The 18,494-nt window shown below is 46.9% G+C and carries 21 protein-coding genes; 18 read left to right on the forward strand and 3 right to left on the reverse strand.

Features of this window, described 5'->3' with window-relative positions; genetic code table 11:
• The first annotated feature begins 22 nt into the window (after positions 1-22).
• The 4 genes from ACLD72_RS30100 (at position 23) to ACLD72_RS30115 (ending at position 4,067) form a co-directional block, all read left to right on the forward strand.
• Positions 23-547, forward strand: a complete 525-nt coding sequence (locus tag ACLD72_RS30100; protein ID WP_411002834.1) for an imm11 family protein — start codon at positions 23-25, stop codon at positions 545-547.
• A 32-nt stretch (positions 548-579) separates the two neighbouring features.
• Complete coding sequence (locus ACLD72_RS30105; RefSeq protein WP_326045656.1) at positions 580-981, forward strand: DUF4280 domain-containing protein; 402 nt, start codon at positions 580-582, stop codon at positions 979-981.
• A gap of 78 nt (positions 982-1,059) precedes the next feature.
• Complete coding sequence (locus tag ACLD72_RS30110; protein ID WP_411002836.1) at positions 1,060-3,711, forward strand: contractile injection system protein, VgrG/Pvc8 family; 2,652 nt, start codon at positions 1,060-1,062, stop codon at positions 3,709-3,711.
• 20 nt (positions 3,712-3,731) lie between these two features.
• Positions 3,732-4,067 (forward strand): hypothetical protein, encoded by a 336-nt coding sequence (locus ACLD72_RS30115; protein ID WP_411002837.1) that lies wholly within the window; start codon positions 3,732-3,734, stop codon positions 4,065-4,067.
• A 186-nt stretch (positions 4,068-4,253) separates the two neighbouring features.
• Here the strand turns inward: ACLD72_RS30115 and ACLD72_RS30120 are convergent, their stop codons facing one another.
• The 3 genes from ACLD72_RS30120 to ACLD72_RS30130 form a co-directional block, all read right to left on the reverse strand.
• Complete coding sequence (locus ACLD72_RS30120) at positions 4,254-4,376, reverse strand: hypothetical protein (RefSeq protein WP_411002838.1); 123 nt, start codon at positions 4,374-4,376, stop codon at positions 4,254-4,256.
• Between the two features lie 103 nt (positions 4,377-4,479).
• A complete protein-coding gene (locus ACLD72_RS30125; protein ID WP_411002839.1) occupies positions 4,480-4,764 on the reverse strand; it encodes a DUF6809 family protein in 285 nt (94 codons plus the stop codon).
• Positions 4,765-4,906: 142 nt separating this feature from the next.
• Positions 4,907-5,077, reverse strand: a complete 171-nt coding sequence (locus ACLD72_RS30130) for a ribbon-helix-helix protein, CopG family (protein ID WP_411002840.1) — start codon at positions 5,075-5,077, stop codon at positions 4,907-4,909.
• 270 nt (positions 5,078-5,347) lie between these two features.
• Between ACLD72_RS30130 and ACLD72_RS30135 the strand changes: the two genes are divergently transcribed.
• The 14 genes from ACLD72_RS30135 to ACLD72_RS30200 all read left to right on the forward strand — a co-directional run bounded on the left by ACLD72_RS30135 (position 5,348) and on the right by ACLD72_RS30200 (position 18,373).
• Complete coding sequence (locus tag ACLD72_RS30135; protein WP_411002841.1) at positions 5,348-5,686, forward strand: hypothetical protein; 339 nt, start codon at positions 5,348-5,350, stop codon at positions 5,684-5,686.
• 346 nt (positions 5,687-6,032) lie between these two features.
• Positions 6,033-6,551 carry an SUKH-4 family immunity protein gene (locus tag ACLD72_RS30140; RefSeq protein ID WP_411002842.1) on the forward strand — a complete coding sequence of 173 codons (519 nt, stop codon included), beginning with the start codon at positions 6,033-6,035 and terminating at the stop codon, positions 6,549-6,551.
• A gap of 69 nt (positions 6,552-6,620) precedes the next feature.
• Positions 6,621-7,313 (forward strand): Imm3 family immunity protein, encoded by a 693-nt coding sequence (locus tag ACLD72_RS30145; protein ID WP_458476482.1) that lies wholly within the window; start codon positions 6,621-6,623, stop codon positions 7,311-7,313.
• Between the two features lie 229 nt (positions 7,314-7,542).
• Positions 7,543-7,824 carry a hypothetical protein gene (locus ACLD72_RS30150; RefSeq protein WP_411002844.1) on the forward strand — a complete coding sequence of 94 codons (282 nt, stop codon included), beginning with the start codon at positions 7,543-7,545 and terminating at the stop codon, positions 7,822-7,824.
• Between the two features lie 42 nt (positions 7,825-7,866).
• Positions 7,867-8,490 (forward strand): hypothetical protein, encoded by a 624-nt coding sequence (locus ACLD72_RS30155; protein ID WP_411002845.1) that lies wholly within the window; start codon positions 7,867-7,869, stop codon positions 8,488-8,490.
• 64 nt (positions 8,491-8,554) lie between these two features.
• Entirely contained in the window at positions 8,555-9,394 is an 840-nt protein-coding gene (locus ACLD72_RS30160; RefSeq protein WP_458476487.1) for an ankyrin repeat domain-containing protein, read from the forward strand.
• A gap of 289 nt (positions 9,395-9,683) precedes the next feature.
• Positions 9,684-11,525, forward strand: coding sequence for a cache domain-containing sensor histidine kinase (locus ACLD72_RS30165; RefSeq protein ID WP_458476483.1), 1,842 nt, complete (start codon positions 9,684-9,686; stop codon positions 11,523-11,525).
• The gene (locus tag ACLD72_RS30170) at positions 11,522-12,286 is read left to right on the forward strand and encodes a response regulator (protein ID WP_411002849.1); all 765 of its coding nucleotides are present in this window, start codon (positions 11,522-11,524) and stop codon (positions 12,284-12,286) included. Before ACLD72_RS30165 ends, ACLD72_RS30170 begins: the two co-directional genes overlap by 4 nt.
• Positions 12,287-12,461: 175 nt before the next feature.
• Positions 12,462-13,763 carry an ABC transporter substrate-binding protein gene (locus ACLD72_RS30175; RefSeq protein ID WP_411002850.1) on the forward strand — a complete coding sequence of 434 codons (1,302 nt, stop codon included), beginning with the start codon at positions 12,462-12,464 and terminating at the stop codon, positions 13,761-13,763.
• A gap of 30 nt (positions 13,764-13,793) precedes the next feature.
• Positions 13,794-14,486 carry a hypothetical protein gene (locus ACLD72_RS30180; RefSeq protein WP_458476484.1) on the forward strand — a complete coding sequence of 231 codons (693 nt, stop codon included), beginning with the start codon at positions 13,794-13,796 and terminating at the stop codon, positions 14,484-14,486.
• Between the two features lie 59 nt (positions 14,487-14,545).
• The gene (locus ACLD72_RS30185; protein WP_411002852.1) at positions 14,546-15,502 is read left to right on the forward strand and encodes a carbohydrate ABC transporter permease; all 957 of its coding nucleotides are present in this window, start codon (positions 14,546-14,548) and stop codon (positions 15,500-15,502) included.
• Positions 15,492-16,349, forward strand: a complete 858-nt coding sequence (locus ACLD72_RS30190) for a carbohydrate ABC transporter permease (protein ID WP_411002853.1) — start codon at positions 15,492-15,494, stop codon at positions 16,347-16,349. The genes ACLD72_RS30185 and ACLD72_RS30190 overlap by 11 nt, the downstream gene beginning before the upstream one ends.
• 53 nt (positions 16,350-16,402) lie before the next feature.
• The gene (locus ACLD72_RS30195; RefSeq protein ID WP_411002854.1) at positions 16,403-17,758 is read left to right on the forward strand and encodes an FAD-dependent oxidoreductase; all 1,356 of its coding nucleotides are present in this window, start codon (positions 16,403-16,405) and stop codon (positions 17,756-17,758) included.
• A 144-nt stretch (positions 17,759-17,902) separates the two neighbouring features.
• Complete coding sequence (locus ACLD72_RS30200) at positions 17,903-18,373, forward strand: SRPBCC family protein (protein WP_411002855.1); 471 nt, start codon at positions 17,903-17,905, stop codon at positions 18,371-18,373.
• Positions 18,374-18,494: the final 121 nt, after the last annotated feature.

Genomic DNA, 18,494 nt, shown 5'->3' on the forward strand with positions numbered 1-18,494 from the left:
CCGTGATAGGAGGAGGCAAGCCATGGATTTCTTTGTGATGCAACAGGATGAACGTTATGCCGATGTGCCCGTCTTACAACATATTCGGCAAAAAATCGATATCCGCCATATGAATCGCTTGCAAGTCCACCACATCGCGGATACGACCATCTTTCAGGTGCAGGCCACTTCCGAGACCGAGTACCCGGATCTGCTCAGCGATCAGCTCTTCCTGGTGTCAGAGTCATTGAAGAAGCTGATTGCCATGTACGAGCCGGATTGCATGTTCAAGCATATTCCGCTTATGGATCATTTTAACGGCAAGCAAACCCTGTACTTTCTGCCTTTTTTTGAGGAAGTGGAAGCGCTAAGTCCGCGTAGTGAATTTAATGCGGATCGCAGCGTTATCAAGAAGCTGGTGCTTCAAAGCGATAAGGTGGTGAAGAAACGCATTTTCCGCGTGCGGGAAAGCGAGAAACCGCTGATCATTGTCCGCTTGGATGTGGCAGAGAGCATCATGCGGCGGGATTTGGTCGGGGTCAGCTTGAAGAAGGTTGCCGTAGAGTGAACTAAATACTGGTGTGAAAGGGGCGAGAAATGATGGATAAGTACGAGTATGCGGTTCGCGGCGCAAACATTTTTTGCGAATGCGGTTCGCATGTCCGGAGGTTGAATTTACCGCAAAGCCATGGGGCTTTTGTTAACGACAAGCCGATGATGAATGAAGCGGACTGCGTTCCCGAGGTGAATATTTCGAGCTTCGGGACATGCGACAGTCCGAAAAATGAGAGCGGCGAGACGGTTTATTTAATCTCAATGGATGGTAAAGAAATTCAGGGGAAACCTTGTAAATTCGCTTTATTATCTGGTGGAAAATGGGAGAAAACCAAGGAGCAGGCCAAGGTCGATGGGAAACCGGCGCTGACTACGGAGTCGGAATTACACTGCTCGTTAGGCGGGACGATCCGGTTTAACAGCAGCGGCCAACAGGAAAAGGATTAATATAACGCAGCAAACATTCAGCGTACAAGCGGAGGCGACGGACAGCGTGACAAGTTATGCGATCGGGGGCTAGTGGAAATGGTAGGGTATGAAAGCCTTAGAGTAGCATCGCCGTACCGGATTAAGATCGTTCAAGATATGCAAATGGAGTGGAAGCCCAATGAGCATGGGCGGTTGTTCATCCGCGGTGTTGCCGATGATCAGGACCAGGCGAATGCGGTGCTCAAAGCCTCTGCGGAGGATCGGATTGAGGTTTTTGCAAGCCAGGAATCGGGGGAGGGCAAAATTTTTAGCGGCCTGATCTCCGCCGTACAGACCAAGCATCACAACGGGGTTTATGTGGTCGAGGTGGAGGGCGTTTCCGGCACAAGCCAACTGGATGTCCAGAAGCGGCGCAGGTCTTTTCAGGATTCCCGGATGACCTACGGCGAGCTTGTACGAAATGTGTTGAAAGGCTATGCCGGGTCCGATGTGATTCAATTGATCGGCGATAAAGAACCTATTGGCGCACCGATTGTCCAGTATGACGAGACGGATTGGGAGTTTCTGAAACGGATGGCGAGTCATTTTGAGACGGTTTTGTTCAGTGACATTTCCGAGGCCAAACCGCGGCTTTATATCGGGGTGCCCAGCAGGAATAGCTTTCGGCTTCCGGATGATTTGCCGTATACGGCAAGCAAAGACTTGCTCGCCTATCAGGAGGCTATGGCGGCGGGGTCATCCCCATTGCATTCTACGGATTTTTTTACTTATGAGGTAAGAACGGGGGAGCGTTACTCGATTGGCGATGAGGTTCTTTTTCGCGAGAAACCGCTGGTGATCAGCGAAATAAAAGCCGGGATGGATCAAGGCCAACTGGTCTATACTTACCGGTTATCGAGAAGCGAGGGCATTCGTCAAAACCGGATATGGAATCGTCAACTGGTTGGCGTCTCGCTGAACGGCAAGGTACTCGATGTCAAAGGGCAGCAGGTCAAGCTGCATTTGGAAATCGATAAAGAACAGCCGCCGGCTGCGGCGTATTGGTTTCCTTTTGCTCCGCCGACGGGGAATGTGATGTATTCGATGCCCCAGAAGGGCACGACGGCCAGTCTTTACTTTCCGGATGATGCCGGAAGTAAGGCGAAAGTCACCGGGTGTGTGCGTACCAATGGAGAGGACTGCAGCAAAACGGGGAATCCGCAAAACCGCTATTTTGGCACCGAGCATGGCAGCGAGCTTGAAATGACGCCGACCGCGATCAATATCGTGAGCGGCTCCAAAGAGCCGTTAAAGATTAGCTTTGACGACGCGGCAGGCGTCACCCTGACGAGCCATCGGAAGCTTATGATGAACGCCGGTGAGGAGATTTCGCTATATACGCCCAAACGAGTCGTTTTCCGGACGACCAACATGATTTTGGCCAAAAAATTAAGCAAGCAGAGCGGGTTTACGCTGGAAAGCGAGTACCATGTATTGGGAAGCCAGGTCAAATTGGTTGGAGCCGATCGGACAAGCTATGCCAAATATGATGACGATATTCAGACCTATACGCCGCAGAAGGAAGAAAAGAAGGGATGGGGCCTCTTCGATACAGTTTTGGCTGCCGTGGCCGTTGTCGTGGTCGTCGCTTTGGTGGTCGCCGCTACTGTGGTGACCGGCGGAGTCGCCGGAGCCATATTAATGGGCGCGGCTTGCGGAGCCGTTGCGGCCGTGGGTGCAACCGCCATCGGCGACTTGGCCCGCGGCGAACTGAGCAGCGGTGCCACCTACCTCAGGAGTGCGGTAACAGGGGGGATTGTCGGAGCAGTTACGGGTGGAATCTTCGGCCCCTTGGCTGGAGCTGCATCTACATCTTTAGCTCCATTGACTACAAGTCAGCTAACGAGAGGTCTTACAACATATGTTGCTACTAATTTTGCTGCTGGGTATACTGATTATACATTGTTTGAATCGATCAATGGGCGTAGACCTAAGTTTACAGAAGCACTAGCTTCAGGCCTTCTAGCCGCTACGGTCTCCAGTGTATTCTTAGCAGCTATCAAGCCATTGAGAACTGCTGTATTTGGTCTTTTCCGAAAGGGAACTAAGGTTGACCCGCTCAGGTTGAAAGAACAGCCTCATGTCGATGAGTTGGAGATTAATCGTCAACCGGAAGTAGAGGAGCCGCCGAATAGGGGGGCTGAGGATACGGGTAACCCTTTGAAGAAGTATTCTGTAGAAGATTTTACTGAGGAAATGGCCAAACTTCCTCATGCCAAGATCTCAACAGAAATGAAAGGCGAGATTATTGGGATACCTAAAGGACAGAAACCTGATCCTAGTGTGTATATGAGTAGTTCAGAAATAAAAAGACATTTATCATTATTTGATGATGGGGCAGTACGAATACAAAGCAAGGAATCATTTGAAAAAGCAATACAATTGTATGGGAGCAATATCGGAGACCCTGAAACGGGTACGTTTGTACTTCCGAAAAGTGTCGTTAACAAGGCTGTAGAGGCATCTAATGGTAATCCTCGAATTTTGGAGGATCTTTTAGGACTAGATCCGGGTTATTTAGGAGAACATCCAATCATATTAGAGATAAATAATCCATCTAATATTAGGATTCCATCAGGAAATGAAGCAGGTGCATGGCCTAAGTACTGGATTCCAGGTGGATACACGAGTGGTGGTGTTCCAGAGGCTGTGGTCGATCAGATTCAATCAGGAGGATATACAATATCTGATGTTTATCCTAAACAGTAAATTTGAAGGAGGAATTATTTATGGAGAGAATACACCAGGGGAATGGTTTTGCCATTATCGAGAAGGGTGATAAAATTCAAATTACGTGGCCGCAAGGCCCATATGGGGACCCTGTTTTTTACGATATTTCAAAAGAAAATATGGAGAAAGCACTAAAGTCAGACCAGGATGCTTATAAAGTAATGGTTTATGCGGAGACGGGAAATTGGCCTTTAGAAAGAGACGAACAGATGGAAAAAAGAAAAGCATTTATTAGACGTTTTCCCGAACTATTGATAAAAGTACCCGAGAATCAAGATTTATTTGATGAAGAAGAATTAAAAATATTACTTCAACAAATAAATGAAGGATTATAAAAGGATGAGTGTATGATAGTTTACTCTTATTCTGTCAAAGTCTAAGATGCATGTGGTATCACAGTGATTGAAGCAACGTACACTGATGAAGTGAAAACGTATAATCTCAATATTGAGTAGGCTACTTAGTGACGGTTAAAACCATCATTCAACCAATAACTCATGCAAAAAAAAGACTTGATTAGCTTAGCTGCAGCCGGCAAGCCAGCCAAAAACTGCCGAAAAAGAAGTTAAGTATTCTTTAACCTTCGGAATTTGGTTGGCTTCATCCATGAATTCCGCAAAATCCTGACCTAATTTTTTAGTCATGAGGCTTCACCCTTTCAATTAGCGATAGTCGAGCCGCCTCTGTGTGTACGTCGAAGGCGGCTCTATTTATCAGATCCCTGTGTACGTGTAGGCTTTAATCTTACTAACGCACAAGCTCCGTCTCTCCGGTCATTACTTCAATCATGATCCATAAGGCAAGCTTAAAACCGTATACAAAGGATGCTTCGGCATACATGGAATCCGATTGAGAGCGTAAGTCCAACAATTCTTCGAGCTCTTGAAAATCATGTTCAGACAGCTTGTCTTTCCACATAAGTATTGTATCGGATACTTTACGATTTAAAGGACGATACTCTGGATTTCTTGGAATGATTAGTTCAGCCGGGTTTATATTCCCGTCAAAAAGTTCTTCCAAAATACTTTTCATATACGTCATCCTTTCAGTCTTTTATATTTACAATTCCTTGAAAGGACCGACTGCACATGATAGGATATTTATGCAGTCTGCCTTTTAGGTGATTGCAGGTGGGAAGTGGCGTGGTTCTTTGTCGAGAGTGCGCCGCTTCCTTTTATTTTTTATCGTCCAACTTATGAATAGCTCGCCTAACACCCTCTGAACGCTCAATATTATTGTTTTTGCAGTACTTATCCAGTTTTTCAAGCGTATCGTTGTCCATTCTGATGGTAATTTTGTTAGGCTTTGGATTGTCAGTTGGACGACCCATTTTCTTGTCGGCCAAACACTCACCTCCTACTTTTGCCGGACATAAGTATTGTACATTTATGTCCGACATAAGTCAACGGATAGATTCAGTGTTAAATAACTAATGAAGGAAAGACGATGGAAGACATGGCACTTATGAAAGTGGACCAGCAGCAGAAGGACCAACTCCTCAACAATTATTTGTGAAAAATGGTTCTTGGGAAGAGGTCATTTTGGGGTCGGTAAGAACCAGTCCAGCTATGGATGTACTTACAGGATTATACAAACAATAGGAGGATACAAATTAATGTTTGAGGAGAAGCAACATCAACATACTAAGTGGTTCTTAAGTGGAGATTTAAAATTACGACAACATGATTTTGGAGATGGAAGAGTAGGTATTTGGATTTCGATACATAAATTCAATATTTGTTTTACAATGATCATGTATGATTTTATCGAATGGTGTCGGGAGTTGGATATAAATTTAGAGGTTGATATGAATTGGAATAACCATAGGGGGTTTGTGATCGAGAGTAAGGATCAGGTGTTGATGAGGTCAGAAATAAAAAGATTCATAGACATAAACAATTTAAAGCCTAGTGAAGATGATGAGACATTTTCTGACGATGAGTGGTATTCATAATATAGCGTAATATATTTTCCATTGAAAGTGTTATGATGAGGGCTACTCATTACCGAATGAGTCCATCTTTTAACAAATAGCATACTTAACCCATGTAACACCCGTATTAGATTTCGTCATTTTGTTTGTACGTACATCAAATGCTTTAATCTTAGCTCTGAATGATGAAATTGAATTGCATTGAACAGGTCGATAATGGTTAGAATACCACCATTGATTGACCTGTTTTTCTATAGTTTTCTTATTGTGATTACAAAATGCAAATTCCCGTTGATTAAACAAGAGAAAATAAGGTGAGGGACGCAGCATTTTTCACATAAAACACGAAAAAATGAGGTAGTATAAAATGTTGGTATCTAATCAAGTTATCAGAGAATTCTGGGAAGAAAACCTTATAAAATATGAGGAAAATAGCCTTCAAAAGTTTGGCCTTTCTAACGAAACTATATCATTTCTAACAGATGTAGGTTTACCTAATGAGGAAATATTGGGAAATAACGGAATAAATAGATATTTCTATGATAGTACAAATTTTGATGAAAAAATTATAAACAATGAAAAGTATATTATTGTTGGGGAGCAAAAAGATATAAGTGACTATTATTGTATTAAATGTGAGACGGATGAGTTTGTTGTTCTTGATGGTAGTAATGTAGTATACATTAATTTATCTATTCGTAATTATATTATTTTTGAGCAAATTTGCCGTTCAGAGTTTTATAAAGTAAAAGCGTACGAAGAAAAAGAAATGATGGCAGCAGTTTCTAGAATGAAGGAAAAGTTTGTTTTAATTGAGCCTGAAGCTTTAGCGGAGGGCAGTTACTGGGATCAATATTTATTTCCATATGAAATTGGCTCACTGTAGCTTTCTTTGCTTTATAAATTGGAGGACCGGGTATAGCAGAAAATTGATTGAGCCAATGGAGGATAAATGATGAAGATGTTGTATGAAGACTACATTACCGAGATCAATGAATGTTATGATGATTACAAAAATGAAGATAAACTAAGTACGGTAGAAGCAATTGCAAGAACTTTGTATGACTTTGAGGGCTTAATGTATCGTAGTGAAACTGAGAAAGCCATTATTCTTATTTTTTATGGTCAACTAATTGTTTCCGAACAATCAAGAGTGTTGGTTAATACAAGGGATAATCTATTAGAAAAGTTAAATAGTATAGATTTTATGACAATTAAGCAAGAGCAGAAGCTCACTGTAGAGCAATATGATGAATTACAGTCTAAATTCAATGATGTTATAGAAAAAATTAACAGAATGCCGCTAGATACTTGTCGTTTAGCAAGATGGTATTATGAAGAATTAGTAGAAGAGGTGAATCGATATTTTTTAGATATTAAACGTAATGATATGAATGTAGAACAAATTATAAGAGATATATTTAGTCGGTTTAATCGTGATTGCAATAATACTCTCAGCGAAAAAATGATTGTATATACAACTTTGGGAGAGCTACTCATATCGCATTTTTTTATAATTCCAGAGGAAATTCTTGCAGAAATAAAAAGTTTCAATATTAACGATACAAAAGATCAACTTCTTCAAGTAGAAAAAAAGCAACTAACCGAGCGTATTAATAAGATTTTGGAGCAATCAAACTATAGTTGAGAATTCACGGCTACTATTAAGAAAAAACAACAGAGGCAGAACGTAATATGTTGTATAAAGCAGTCAAATATTTTTGTGAAAAAAAGGAAGTGCTGATGTTGTCTTTATGGTAAAAAACTTATGTTTCAAGGAAATTTAACTTCATATGGGATATCTTGTGAAGATAGAGTATGTATCAGCTTAACGCTAGGGGGTTATAAACCTCCTTTTTTATTGGAAGGTGAAGTAGATGAGTAATTTGATCGACATAATAGTACAAAATTATGATGAAGAGAATAATATTGTATTTATTGAAAAGCAAGGAAAAAATATTTGGACAATGCTAAGCTTAATGCAATTTGAAGATGATATGGAATATTGGGATATGCCAACACAAATTGAAGAGGTTGCCGGAAGAAAAGGTTATTTATTTGACAATAAAATTGATACTGAAAGTTTGATTTTGGAAATTCAAAGATTTATTTATGAACATAAGCTAGACGAGCTAGATTATATTCTTGACAATGAGTAAATGCTTAGCTAACTAAAATGTACAAGTAGAGGAGGGATGCAAGTGTTTATTTTGCTAGAGCATTCATTACGTCCTTGTAGAATGCGTGGTAATAAAGTTATCCCAGCAACTATTATTCCTTTGGATAAAGAAAGACTAGAAATTAACTGTTATATTGGGATGAAAAGTGGCGCAAGAGTCCGCGTTTTAAATTTTGGTGGACACATAAAACCAGCCCCTGAATCTAAGGATGCTTTTTATCTCTCGGATGTCATACCAGCTACTTTAGATGAATCAGCATCCAATGCTATGGACGGAGAAGTATTTATTCCTGTCAGTAGTTCTTGTAAAGTTGAATTGCTTGCGATTAATGATATAAAACCAATATATTGGCCCGAATCATTAAATGGTTATTGGATTTCCGTATCTTTTAATCAAAAGAACCAAATAAGGGGCTACGGATGGTTTTGCAAGAAGAATGAGTTAATTGGAGAAGCTGTATTGGTCAACGGAGAGCTAGAAAATGATAGTCCAACCATCATAAAGGGTTTTCGTTCTTTTTTTCAAAAAACTGTTGAATGTGAGTGTAAGGGGGCAGCACAGAGAGAAGTGTGGCATTATAAACCTGGGCGACAAAGAAATAGTGTAGTTGATCAAAATTATAACCGGAGTGTTATAGATGGCTGAGTATTACAGAGATTTCACCTTTTATTCTCTTCATCATTTTGAAAATGCACAAAACATTGGATGAATAAATAAAGCAAATGATTATTGTAAAGGGAATGTATCAAGTGAATTTATTGAAAACTTGTGTTTGTACGTAAAAAATCCTTTTAACGAAATAAGAATGGTTCCCATAAAATCAAACTCAACTGACTTCACTGCATTAGGATCATCTGAAATTCGAGTAATCACTGAAGATGGTAAACAGAAATTTGCAGCCCCCAGCATGATCCTTCATTATGTAATTGATCATAACTATTGCCCTCCAGAAGAATTTATAAGTGCCGTAATTAATGGACCCAAGCCAGGATCGAACGAGTATGAAACATATGAGAAACGTTACAATATTGATTGTTTATGGGGGGAACCAGATGATATAGTGGTTATCTCTGAAAAACTAAGGAACGGTGTCTTAAATAATGATAGAAAATTAATTTATGATTATTCTGCTTTTTGTAACATAATTACAAAGGACGGATCATTATTAAATGTTGCAATTAAATCAAGAAATGTAGAATTGGTAAAAGATTTAATTTTATTAGGGTCCGATTTAAATAAGTTCAGTGGAATTGAGTTAAATAATGCAGTTGCTGAATCTGAAAATGAAATTGAAATTGAAATTGAAATTGTTAGACTGTTGTTAACCCATAATATTATGATTGATGTGAGTACTCCCAAATTAAATCCGCTTTTTACTGCTATTCGTAAAGGTAATTATGATGTATCTAAGATGTTGTTGGAATATGGAATAGATGCTAACGTAAAATATACAAATGAATTCATGAAAAATATGGATGCAATTACTTTGGCGGAACGCTGCAATCAAGATCGTATTATTGAATTGCTTGAGGGATATATTGATCCATAAGCATTATGCAGAAGCTCCATTTAAAAACTTGACAAACATACTTGATAAACTTTCAAAAGCTTATTCCAATTAAGATTATGAGTTAGGAGTGAGCTTTTTTTGCATGGAGAAATCAATAAAAGAGATGATAAAATGTGCGGCTTTAATTTGAGAGATTCTAGCCTGGGCGGTATCAGCTCTTACAGCACTCTAATAAAGCATCCCATAGTCATCCCCACCATGTTCCTGTACAATGGAATGAAAATGAACAGGACCGGCGGAAGGGGTGTTGTGGGGCGTGTTCATCCGGTTGAAACCGCTTAAATCTTGGAGTCTTCGCGCTAAAATTTTGCTGATCTTTCTGCTGCTCATTTCGATTCCGCTTAGCTTGCAGGGCGTGGCGACCTACGTGGATTTCTCCAGCTCCATTGAACGGAGGACCTCTGATTATACCGCGCAATTGGTAGACCAGATCAACCGGAATTTAGACCGGACGCTGATGGAGATGCAGAGATTAACGTTAATGCCTGTATACGATTCGGGGGTGTTGTCCATCTTGCGCAAGTACAGGGGGGAGGACAGTCTGCATCAGCAGCCCACGGTGGAGGAGCGCTCCAAAATGCAGCTTTATATCGCCAGCATGACCTTCGACAGGCCGGAAATCGACAGCATCCAGATTTTTGCGGGAAATGGCTATACTTTCTCCAGCCTGGCGCCGAGCGCGATTGCTGCATACACGGATGTGGAACAGCAGCCTTGGTACTCCAGAGTCGAGGAAGCGAGGGGCGCCTGGGTGCTGCTTCCGCCACATCGGCCCTCCTACTATCTGGATGGCAATCAAAGTTATTTTTCCGTAGCCCGACTGATCCGTGAGCCTAATACAAATCGGACGCTTGGGTTAGTCAAAATCGATTTGAAGCAGACGCTGTTCAAGCAGCTTGTCGATAATGCCCGGATGGAGGAAAACGGCGGGATCGTGGTACAAAATAGCCGGGAAGAACTGTTCTACACGGCGCCTGCGGAGAAAGACACGGAGACGGCCAAGTTGCTGCCGGATCGCATCCGCGAGCTTTCCGGACGTTCGGAAACGGCCAGCCAGCTCCTGCATATGGAGGGGAACGAGTATTTGGTCGTCTCCAACTATTCAAAATATTCCGATATCAATATCGTCAGTTATATTCCAGTAGCGTCCATGCTAGTGGAGACGAAGGAACTTCGCAATTTTACGCTTCTGGCCGGTATCGTCTGCCTTGTTTTGGCCGGGGCCTTTGCCACCTATTTCTCTTATCGTCTAACCAAACCTCTTGGAACGCTGGTCAGGAAAATGCGGCTTGTGGAGCTCGGCGATTTCAAACAGAGCGTGCCGGCGGTAACCGAGAATGAAATCGGCCGGCTTGGCTCCGGTTTCAACCGCATGGTGGAAGAAATCGACCGGCTTGTTCATGAAGTATACGTGCTTGGCATGAGAGAAAGAGAGGCGGAATTGGCTGCCTTGCAAAGCCAGATCCATCCCCATTTTATTTATAATACGCTGGAGTCGATCAGCATGCTTGCCCGGCAGCGTGGTAATGAGGACGTCTCGGAAATGGCCACGGCTTTGGGCAGGCTGATCCGCAGCGCGGTGGAGCAGGACCTAAGCCTGATTCGGCTTGGCGAGGAGCTTGAGACAGCCGAATCCTATATTCGCATCCAAAAAATGCGCCATGGTTCCAGGCTGCGGGCCATGTTTGATATCGAAGAAGGGCTGGAGGAGTGCCTGGTCCCGAAACTGCTGCTGCAGCCGCTGATTGAAAATGCGATTATGCACGGGATCGCAGACCGTGAGCAAGGGGGGACGGTTTACGTAACTGCGGCACGCTTTGAGGATGTGGTGCTGCTGACCGTCAGCGATGACGGGCGGGGCATGTCGGAGGAGGAGCTGGCGGCTCTTCGGGGTTCATTGGAGGAGGCAGCCGCAGATGACGCAGCAAACATGCCGGCGCTGCCAATGCGCGGTCATGGAGTGGCGCTTAGAAATATTAAACAACGCTTGCTGTTGATTTACGGCAGCGACTGCGATCTCGAAATTGATGGAAGCTTGGGGCAAGGTACGGCTTTTACCGTAACACTGCCATTCGTGACACAAAAGGAGCAGGAGGTCGGCATCAAATGATCAAGCTCATGTTGGTGGAGGACGAGGATATTATCCGTAAAGGGATCCGCGATTTGATCGGCCGCGCGGCCCCCGATTTTGAGGTCGTATGCGAAGCTGCCCACGGCAAGGAAGCGTTGGCCTACCTGGAACGCAATGTGGTGGATGCCATTATTACGGATATCCGGATGCGGGAGATGGACGGGCTGCAGATGGTGGAGAAGCTGCGGGCTGCGGGCCAGGGGATGCCGATTGTCATTGTCAGCGGCTACGGAGATTTTGTGTATGCGAAAAAAGCGCTGCAATTCGGAATCGCCGATTACCTGCTGAAGCCCATAGACCGTAAGGATTTTGCGGCTGCTTTGGACAAGATTCGGCTAACCTTGAATCCTTCAAATGGAGATGCGGGTGGAGCTGCACCGGAAAGCCAGGCGGACGGGGGGCCGCCATCCAGCGAGGGGCGCAGGATTATCCGCAAGCTGAAGACCTATATCGCCGAACACCCCGACGGTGATTTGCGCCTGCAGACGTTGGCGGAGCGGGTGCATCTGAATCCCTCTTATCTTAGCCAGCTTTTTAAGCAAGAGGAAGGCGGGAATTTGTCCGATTATATCGCCGAAACGCGCATCCGGCGCGCTTGCAAACTGCTGGAGACAACGAAACTTAAGGTTTACGACATTGCCCGTTTATCTGGATATCAGAGCCCGAAGCATTTTATGTTAGTGTTTAAACAGCATACCGGAATGACGCCCGGAACCTATCGGGAACAGAAAGGAATGTAAGACTACGTAACATATTGTGTTATGTAGTTCTTTTTTTTATGGGCAAAAACCTAAATAACCTAAAAATATCGTACCTTTTCTGAAGGTTTAGTGATTTTTTATATGTTCACATGTCAATATAATTAACCTTAGAACTTGAATACGAATATGAACCATGCAGAGGGGGAAGCGGTATATGAAAAAATGGTTGACCGGTTTGTTGACATTGACACTTGGGGTGGGGCTGATCGGCTGCGCCGGACAAGAACAGCCGAATAACACGGCTGAAGAGCCCGGAAGCGCTGGCGGCGAGAAGGTGCTGTTGAAATTTGCGACTTGGGGAAATCCGGCGCAGCTTGAGCTGTACAAAGGGCTGACCGACACTTTTACGCAGCAGCATCCGAATATTGAGGTGCAAATCGACACAATCCCGTTTGCGGACTACCAGCAAAAAATGTCCGTGCTGGCGGCAGGCCGGGAACTGCCCGACATTGCCTGGGTATCGGAGCGGATGGTGCCGCAATTTATGGCTAACGACATTCTGGCCGATGTCTCGGATATCGTTCAGGATGAGGCTTTTGACAGCGCTGACATTATCCCTTCGACGCTTGAACTGTTCCGTCAGGACGGCAAGCTGTACGGGTTGCCGTTTTCCACTCCGCCCAGCGTGGTGTTCTATAACGAAGATTTGTTCAAGCAAGCGGGCTTAAGTACGCCAAACGAGCTTGCGGAAAAAGGAGAATGGACGTGGGAGAAGTTTGAAGAAGCCGCAAAAGCGATCAAGACGAGCGCTGCCTCGCCGAACGTTTACGGGGCTAACTTTTTCCGCGATTGGAAGACATGGATTATCCTTGCTTCGTATTCCTGGTCAAACGGAAGCGGGCCGTTTAATCCGGAGATGACGGAATACACCTGGAACGACCAATACGGGGTTGCCACCTTGGAGATGCTGAAGCGCATGATGTTCACGGACGGCTCGCATCCGAAGGCGGGAGAGCAGGTTAATTTTGAATCCGGGCAAATCGGCATGATTTTCGACAACTATAGCTTTGTTTCCAAGGCCAGAGAGATTCAAAATTTCCAATGGAGCATTGCGCCAATGCCATCGGGCTCCAAGGGCAGCGTTCCGATGATGGGTCAGGCCGGCTATGTGCTGTTTAAAGACGGAAAACATCCGGAAGAAGCCAAGGAGCTGCTGAAATTCCTGGCCGGCAAAGAGGGCGTGCAGAAAACTTCGGCTTTCTTCGTACCGCCGCGCCAATCAGTGCTGAACTCGGAGGAGTTCCTGAACGTGGAGGGCAATCCGGACGCCGGGCACATTAAGCAGGCGGTCATCGACGAGATGCCTAAAGCGGTCGTGCAGCCGGGGCATATCCGCTGGCAAAACATCGACACGGAGATTTTGACGGGCTTTGACGCGCTGTTTGCCGGGCGGAGCGAGCCGCAGCAAATTCAGGATGAGGTAAAAAGCAAGGTGGATGCCCTGCTGAGCAAATAAAGGCAGTTTTTGAGCATAGGGGGAACGGGCATGAATCGTTTGGATAAAGCATTAAACGGAAAGCCGGGGCTGCAGCTGTTCGTCAGCCTCCCGGCCAACGATATCAAGCTTGCGGAGGCGGCGTTGGCCGCGGGGGCCGATGGTCTGAAAGTGCATATCAACGTGGGGCACCGGGCCAGCGGCAATCGCTTCGGCGCGCTGGACAGCTATGCCGGCATCTTCAAGGAAATCCGCTCCCACTTTGACGGGCCCTTCGGGATCGTCCCCGGAGGGTCGGTGGAAGAGGTAAACCCGGAGGAGATAACCCGGCTCCCGGAGCTTGGCATTGACTTTTACTCGATCTACGCCTTTCACCATCCCTCTTTTCTGCTGCGGGCTCCGGGGTTGGCAAAAACGTTTGCGATCGACAGCGGGTTCGACCGGAGCATCGTGGAAGGGGGCCGGGCTTTTGGTGTGAGCGCGCTTGAGGCTTCCATCGTTCCCGGCAATGAATATGGAACCAGGCTGACCCTTTCCGATCTGCTCCATTACCGCTGGCTCGCGGCACACACCGGTTTGCCGGTCATTGTGCCGACCCAGCGTAAAATAGGCCCGGAGGATATCCCAGCCTTGGCCGATAGCGGCGTAAAGGTGCTGTTGGTCGGAGCGGTGGTTACGGGCAATGAAGCGGAAGGAATTCGCCGGGAAATTGCCGCTTTGCGAAATGCGATTGATCGGCTGTAGAGGGCGCTCATACTGCGGCTGCTATGCACGAGGCTCCGAAAAACAGGAGGAAAAGCGACATGACGACACTTGAAACGATAAAACCGGAAAGGCCCGGCCGTCCGTTCGGAAGGAAGGAGAGGAAGGCAAGGAAGGCCGGGTCTTTAAACCGGGGGGACAATTTGGCGGGCTGGCTGTTTGTGCTGCCGATGGTGCTGGGGTTCGTCCTGCTGCTGTTTGTCCCGTTAATTATGGCGCTTTATATGAGCTTTACCGATTGGCCGTTGTTGGGCGAGGCTAACTTCATCGGGTTCGAGAACTACCGCGCTATCGCGGGGGACGCGGAATTTTGGCGGGTGTTGGGCAATACGCTTTACTTTGCCGCCGGGCTTGTGCCGCTGAACATTATTTTGGCCTTGCTGCTTGCGCTTCCGCTATCGAAAAATATACGCGGGGCGGGCTTTTTCCGGACCTTGATCTTTATTCCGGTCATGACTTCGCTGGTGGTCTGGTCGATTGTTTGGAAATACATGTTTGCGACGGATTCCGGATTCATTAACCAACTGCTGAGCATGATCGGCATTACCGGACCGGCCTGGCTGTACGATACCCGGCTTGCCATGCCCGTGGTTATCGTGACCAGTCTCCTGAAAAATGTCGGCCTGAATATGGTGCTGTTCATTGCCGCGCTGCAGCAGGTTCCGGCCCAGCTCTACGAGGCCGCTAGGATCGACGGGGCCGGGAGAATGCGGATCTTTTTCCGGATTACCGTACCGATGATCACGCCGACGATTTTTTTGACCATGATGATGACGATTATCGGTTCGCTTAAGGTGTTCGGACAAATTTACGTCATGACGCAAGGGGGACCGTCCGGCAGCACCAAGGTGCTGGTCTACACGATATGGGAAAGAGCCTTTAAGCTGTTCGAGTTCGGATATGCTTCGGCGCTGGCTTATGTGCTGTTTGTCATTACCCTGCTGCTTACGCTGGTACAATGGCAGATGAGAAAAAGGTGGGTTCTGAATGAAAGCTAGTCTATTCGCCAAAAAAAATAGCGCGGCAGGCGGGAACCTATTCCATTATGTGCTGCTGCTCGCCGTGTCGGTGGTGATGATGACCCCGTTCGTCTGGATGGTTTCCACTTCGCTTAAGCAGCCGGCTGACGTGTTTGTATTTCCGCCGCAGCTGATACCGTCCCCGGTACGCTGGGCGAATTATGCCGAGGTGCTGGAGACGATCCCGTTCCATCTGTTTTATGGCAACAGCGTGTATATCGCCCTTCTGGTCACGGCGGGAACCGTGCTTTTCTCCTCGATGGCCGGATATTCTTTCGCCCGGATTCCTTTTTGGGGGAGAAGCCTGGTGTTTCTGCTGCTGCTCAGCACGATGATGATTCCGAACGAGGTCATCGCCATTCCGATGTTTCTGTTTATGCGGGAGCTGGGGTGGATCAATACGCATTTGCCGTTAATTATTTTGCCTGTGTTTGGCGCGGGCGGCGTGTTTGGGGTGTTTGTGATGCGCCAGTTTTTTCTGGGGATTCCGAAAGAGCTGGAGGAGGCGGCGATGATTGACGGCTGCTCGCGGCTGCGGATTTATTCTACGATCATGCTGCCCTTGGCGAAGCCTGCGATCGCCACGCTGGTCATTTTCACATTTTTGACGAGCTGGAACGATTTTTTTGATCCGCTGATTTTTATCAATGACCGCAAGCTGATGACCTTGCCGCTGGCGTTATCGCTGTTTACCGACGAGTCGGGGACGTCGTGGCATCTGCTGATGAGCGCTTCGGTCATGGCGACCTTGCCGCTGCTGATCGTGTTCTTTTTCGCGCAGAAGCAGTTTATTGAAGGGGTGTCGATGACGGGGCTGAAGGAATAGCTCGGGGAGGCCGGTTCCGTATACTAAAAACGACTACAGGGAGGCAAATAGAGATGGATAGCAGGACTCGGATGATGGAAGCGGACGTAGTGGTTACTGGAGCGGGGCCGGCGGGCATCGCCGCCGCCATCGCTGCGGGGAGGCAGGGGGCCAGCGTCATCCTGATCGAACGGTACGGGTTCGTTGGCGGGATGTCTACGGCCGCCGGGGTTTATCCTTGGATGACCTTCCACACGCAGCGCGGGGAACGGGTCATTGGCGGCATCGCCCAGGAGATTGTGGAACGCCTGATGGAGCGCGGCGGCTCGCCCGGCCATCTGCGCGATACCGTCGGTTTCGTGCATACGTTAACGCCGTACCATCCAGAGATATATAAGGTACTGGCCGTTGATATGCTGCGCGAAGCGGGGGTGAAGCTTGTCTCGCACAGTTTTGTCGACGAGGTGGAGCGAGAGGGCGAATACATCCGGTCCGTGACCCTTACCGGAAAATCGGGGCGGATCAAGGTAGACGGGGCGATGTTCGTCGATGCGTCCGGAGACGCGGATGTCGCCTATCTGGCGGGAGCGCCGACGCTTCAGGGGCGCGAGGGCGACGGGCTGTCGCAGCCGATGACGATGAAGTTCCGGATGCGGGGCGTTGATGTGGAGGCGATTCGGAAGGCGATGCTGGCCGATCCCGAAAACTTTTACCATAAGACGCCATTTGCCGAACTGGAGATGGGACGTATTCCGCTCACGGGGGTTTCCGGCTTTTATAAGGAGTGGAAGGCTGCCGGGGTGCCGATCAACCGCGATCAGGTTCTGTTTTTTATCGGGCCGGAGAAGGATGAGGTGCTGATCAACTGCACACGGGTTCAAGGCTTAAGCGCGACCGATGTCGAGGAACTGACCTTGGCGGAGGAGGAAGGGCGCAGGCAGGTGCTGATGATGGCGGAATTTTTGAAAGCTCGGGTGCCCGGGTTCGCCGCGGCCTCCATTTCTTCGGTCGCGCCCCAAATCGGCATCAGGGAATCGCGCCGGATCGACGGTCTGTATCGGTTAACGATGGAGGATGTGGTGGCGGGACGGCAATTCGAGGACGGCATTGCCAAGAGCGGCTATCCGGTTGACCTCCATGATCCGTCAGGCAAAGGGGTTATGGCGGCCACCATCGATAATGACGGCTCTTACAGCATTCCTTACCGCTGCCTGGTGGCCCAAGGGCCGGTGAATCTGCTCGCGGCGGGACGCTGCATATCCACCACGCACGAAGCGCTGGCGACCACGCGCTTGACGCCAAGCTGCATGGCTACGGGAGAGGCAGCGGGCACGGCGGCAGCCCTTGCTTGCAAGGCGGGGATCACCGCGGCGGAAGTGGATGCAGCGCTGCTCCGGGAGCAGTTGCAGGTGCAAGGGGCTATTGTGTGAGAGATTCGACGGACCGGGGAACCCTCATCTTTGGGTTGGATTCATCGATTAGAATATGTTGGTTGCTCCTTCTTTGTTTACCGTAAATTTAAACGGAAATGTTATAGTAAAAGAGATATTAGAACAACGAAAGGAGCAGCCAAGATGACAACTCTGAATCATATACCCGTTGTTAAGGCAGAAATGCTTATTAGAAGACCTGTTGAAGAGGTTTTTGAAGCTTTTGCCAACCCTGCAATCACCACAAAATTCTGGTTCACCAAAAGCAGCGGCAGATTAGAAACGGGTAGTCATGTCAGATGGGATTGGGAGATGTATGGTGTTTCGGATGACATTTATGTAGAAGAACTCGAGAAAAATAAACGAATTAGAATCAAATGGTCCGACAGCACCGAAACCGAGTGGATATTTACTCCCCGAACAGATGACCAAACCTTTGTTACGATCACAAACTCAGGGTATACAGGAACCGGAGATGATATCGTAAATAGAGCTATTGGCGATATAGGAGGGTACACAATTGTGCTCTGCGGGCTTAAGGCGTTTCTTGAACATAATGTCGTCTTGAATCTTGTAGCGGACAAAGCTCCTGACGCCAACGTTAACCGTCAATAATCGACTTATACCCCCTCGTTGTAAAATCCCCAGAAAAGTGTTGTAACCCGCGCCAAAACAAGGTATAGTGAATATGCAAAAAATGAATCGGTGAACCTGATGAAGCCATACCAATGGATAT

This window comes from Paenibacillus lacisediminis, assembly GCF_046567315.2.

What these genes read in the sequence shown, in the direction of transcription:
- ACLD72_RS30110 (WP_411002836.1), top strand. Translation starts at nt 1,060, where the DNA reads ATGGTAGGGTATGAAAGCCTTAGAGTAGCATCGCCGTACCGGATTAAG.
- ACLD72_RS30105 (WP_326045656.1), top strand. Translation starts at nt 580, where the DNA reads ATGGATAAGTACGAGTATGCGGTTCGCGGCGCAAACATTTTTTGCGAA.
- ACLD72_RS30195 (WP_411002854.1), top strand. Translation starts at nt 16,403, where the DNA reads ATGGATAGCAGGACTCGGATGATGGAAGCGGACGTAGTGGTTACTGGA.
- ACLD72_RS30175 (WP_411002850.1), top strand. Translation starts at nt 12,462, where the DNA reads ATGAAAAAATGGTTGACCGGTTTGTTGACATTGACACTTGGGGTGGGG.
- ACLD72_RS30145 (WP_458476482.1), top strand. Translation starts at nt 6,621, where the DNA reads ATGAAGATGTTGTATGAAGACTACATTACCGAGATCAATGAATGTTAT.
- ACLD72_RS30150 (WP_411002844.1), top strand. Translation starts at nt 7,543, where the DNA reads ATGAGTAATTTGATCGACATAATAGTACAAAATTATGATGAAGAGAAT.
- ACLD72_RS30120 (WP_411002838.1), bottom strand. Translation starts at nt 4,376, where the DNA reads ATGACTAAAAAATTAGGTCAGGATTTTGCGGAATTCATGGATGAAGCC.
- ACLD72_RS30170 (WP_411002849.1), top strand. Translation starts at nt 11,522, where the DNA reads ATGATCAAGCTCATGTTGGTGGAGGACGAGGATATTATCCGTAAAGGG.
- ACLD72_RS30180 (WP_458476484.1), top strand. Translation starts at nt 13,794, where the DNA reads ATGAATCGTTTGGATAAAGCATTAAACGGAAAGCCGGGGCTGCAGCTG.
- ACLD72_RS30185 (WP_411002852.1), top strand. Translation starts at nt 14,546, where the DNA reads ATGACGACACTTGAAACGATAAAACCGGAAAGGCCCGGCCGTCCGTTC.
- ACLD72_RS30100 (WP_411002834.1), top strand. Translation starts at nt 23, where the DNA reads ATGGATTTCTTTGTGATGCAACAGGATGAACGTTATGCCGATGTGCCC.
- ACLD72_RS30125 (WP_411002839.1), bottom strand. Translation starts at nt 4,764, where the DNA reads ATGAAAAGTATTTTGGAAGAACTTTTTGACGGGAATATAAACCCGGCT.
- ACLD72_RS30200 (WP_411002855.1), top strand. Translation starts at nt 17,903, where the DNA reads ATGACAACTCTGAATCATATACCCGTTGTTAAGGCAGAAATGCTTATT.
- ACLD72_RS30140 (WP_411002842.1), top strand. Translation starts at nt 6,033, where the DNA reads ATGTTGGTATCTAATCAAGTTATCAGAGAATTCTGGGAAGAAAACCTT.
- ACLD72_RS30190 (WP_411002853.1), top strand. Translation starts at nt 15,492, where the DNA reads ATGAAAGCTAGTCTATTCGCCAAAAAAAATAGCGCGGCAGGCGGGAAC.
- ACLD72_RS30135 (WP_411002841.1), top strand. Translation starts at nt 5,348, where the DNA reads ATGTTTGAGGAGAAGCAACATCAACATACTAAGTGGTTCTTAAGTGGA.
- ACLD72_RS30115 (WP_411002837.1), top strand. Translation starts at nt 3,732, where the DNA reads ATGGAGAGAATACACCAGGGGAATGGTTTTGCCATTATCGAGAAGGGT.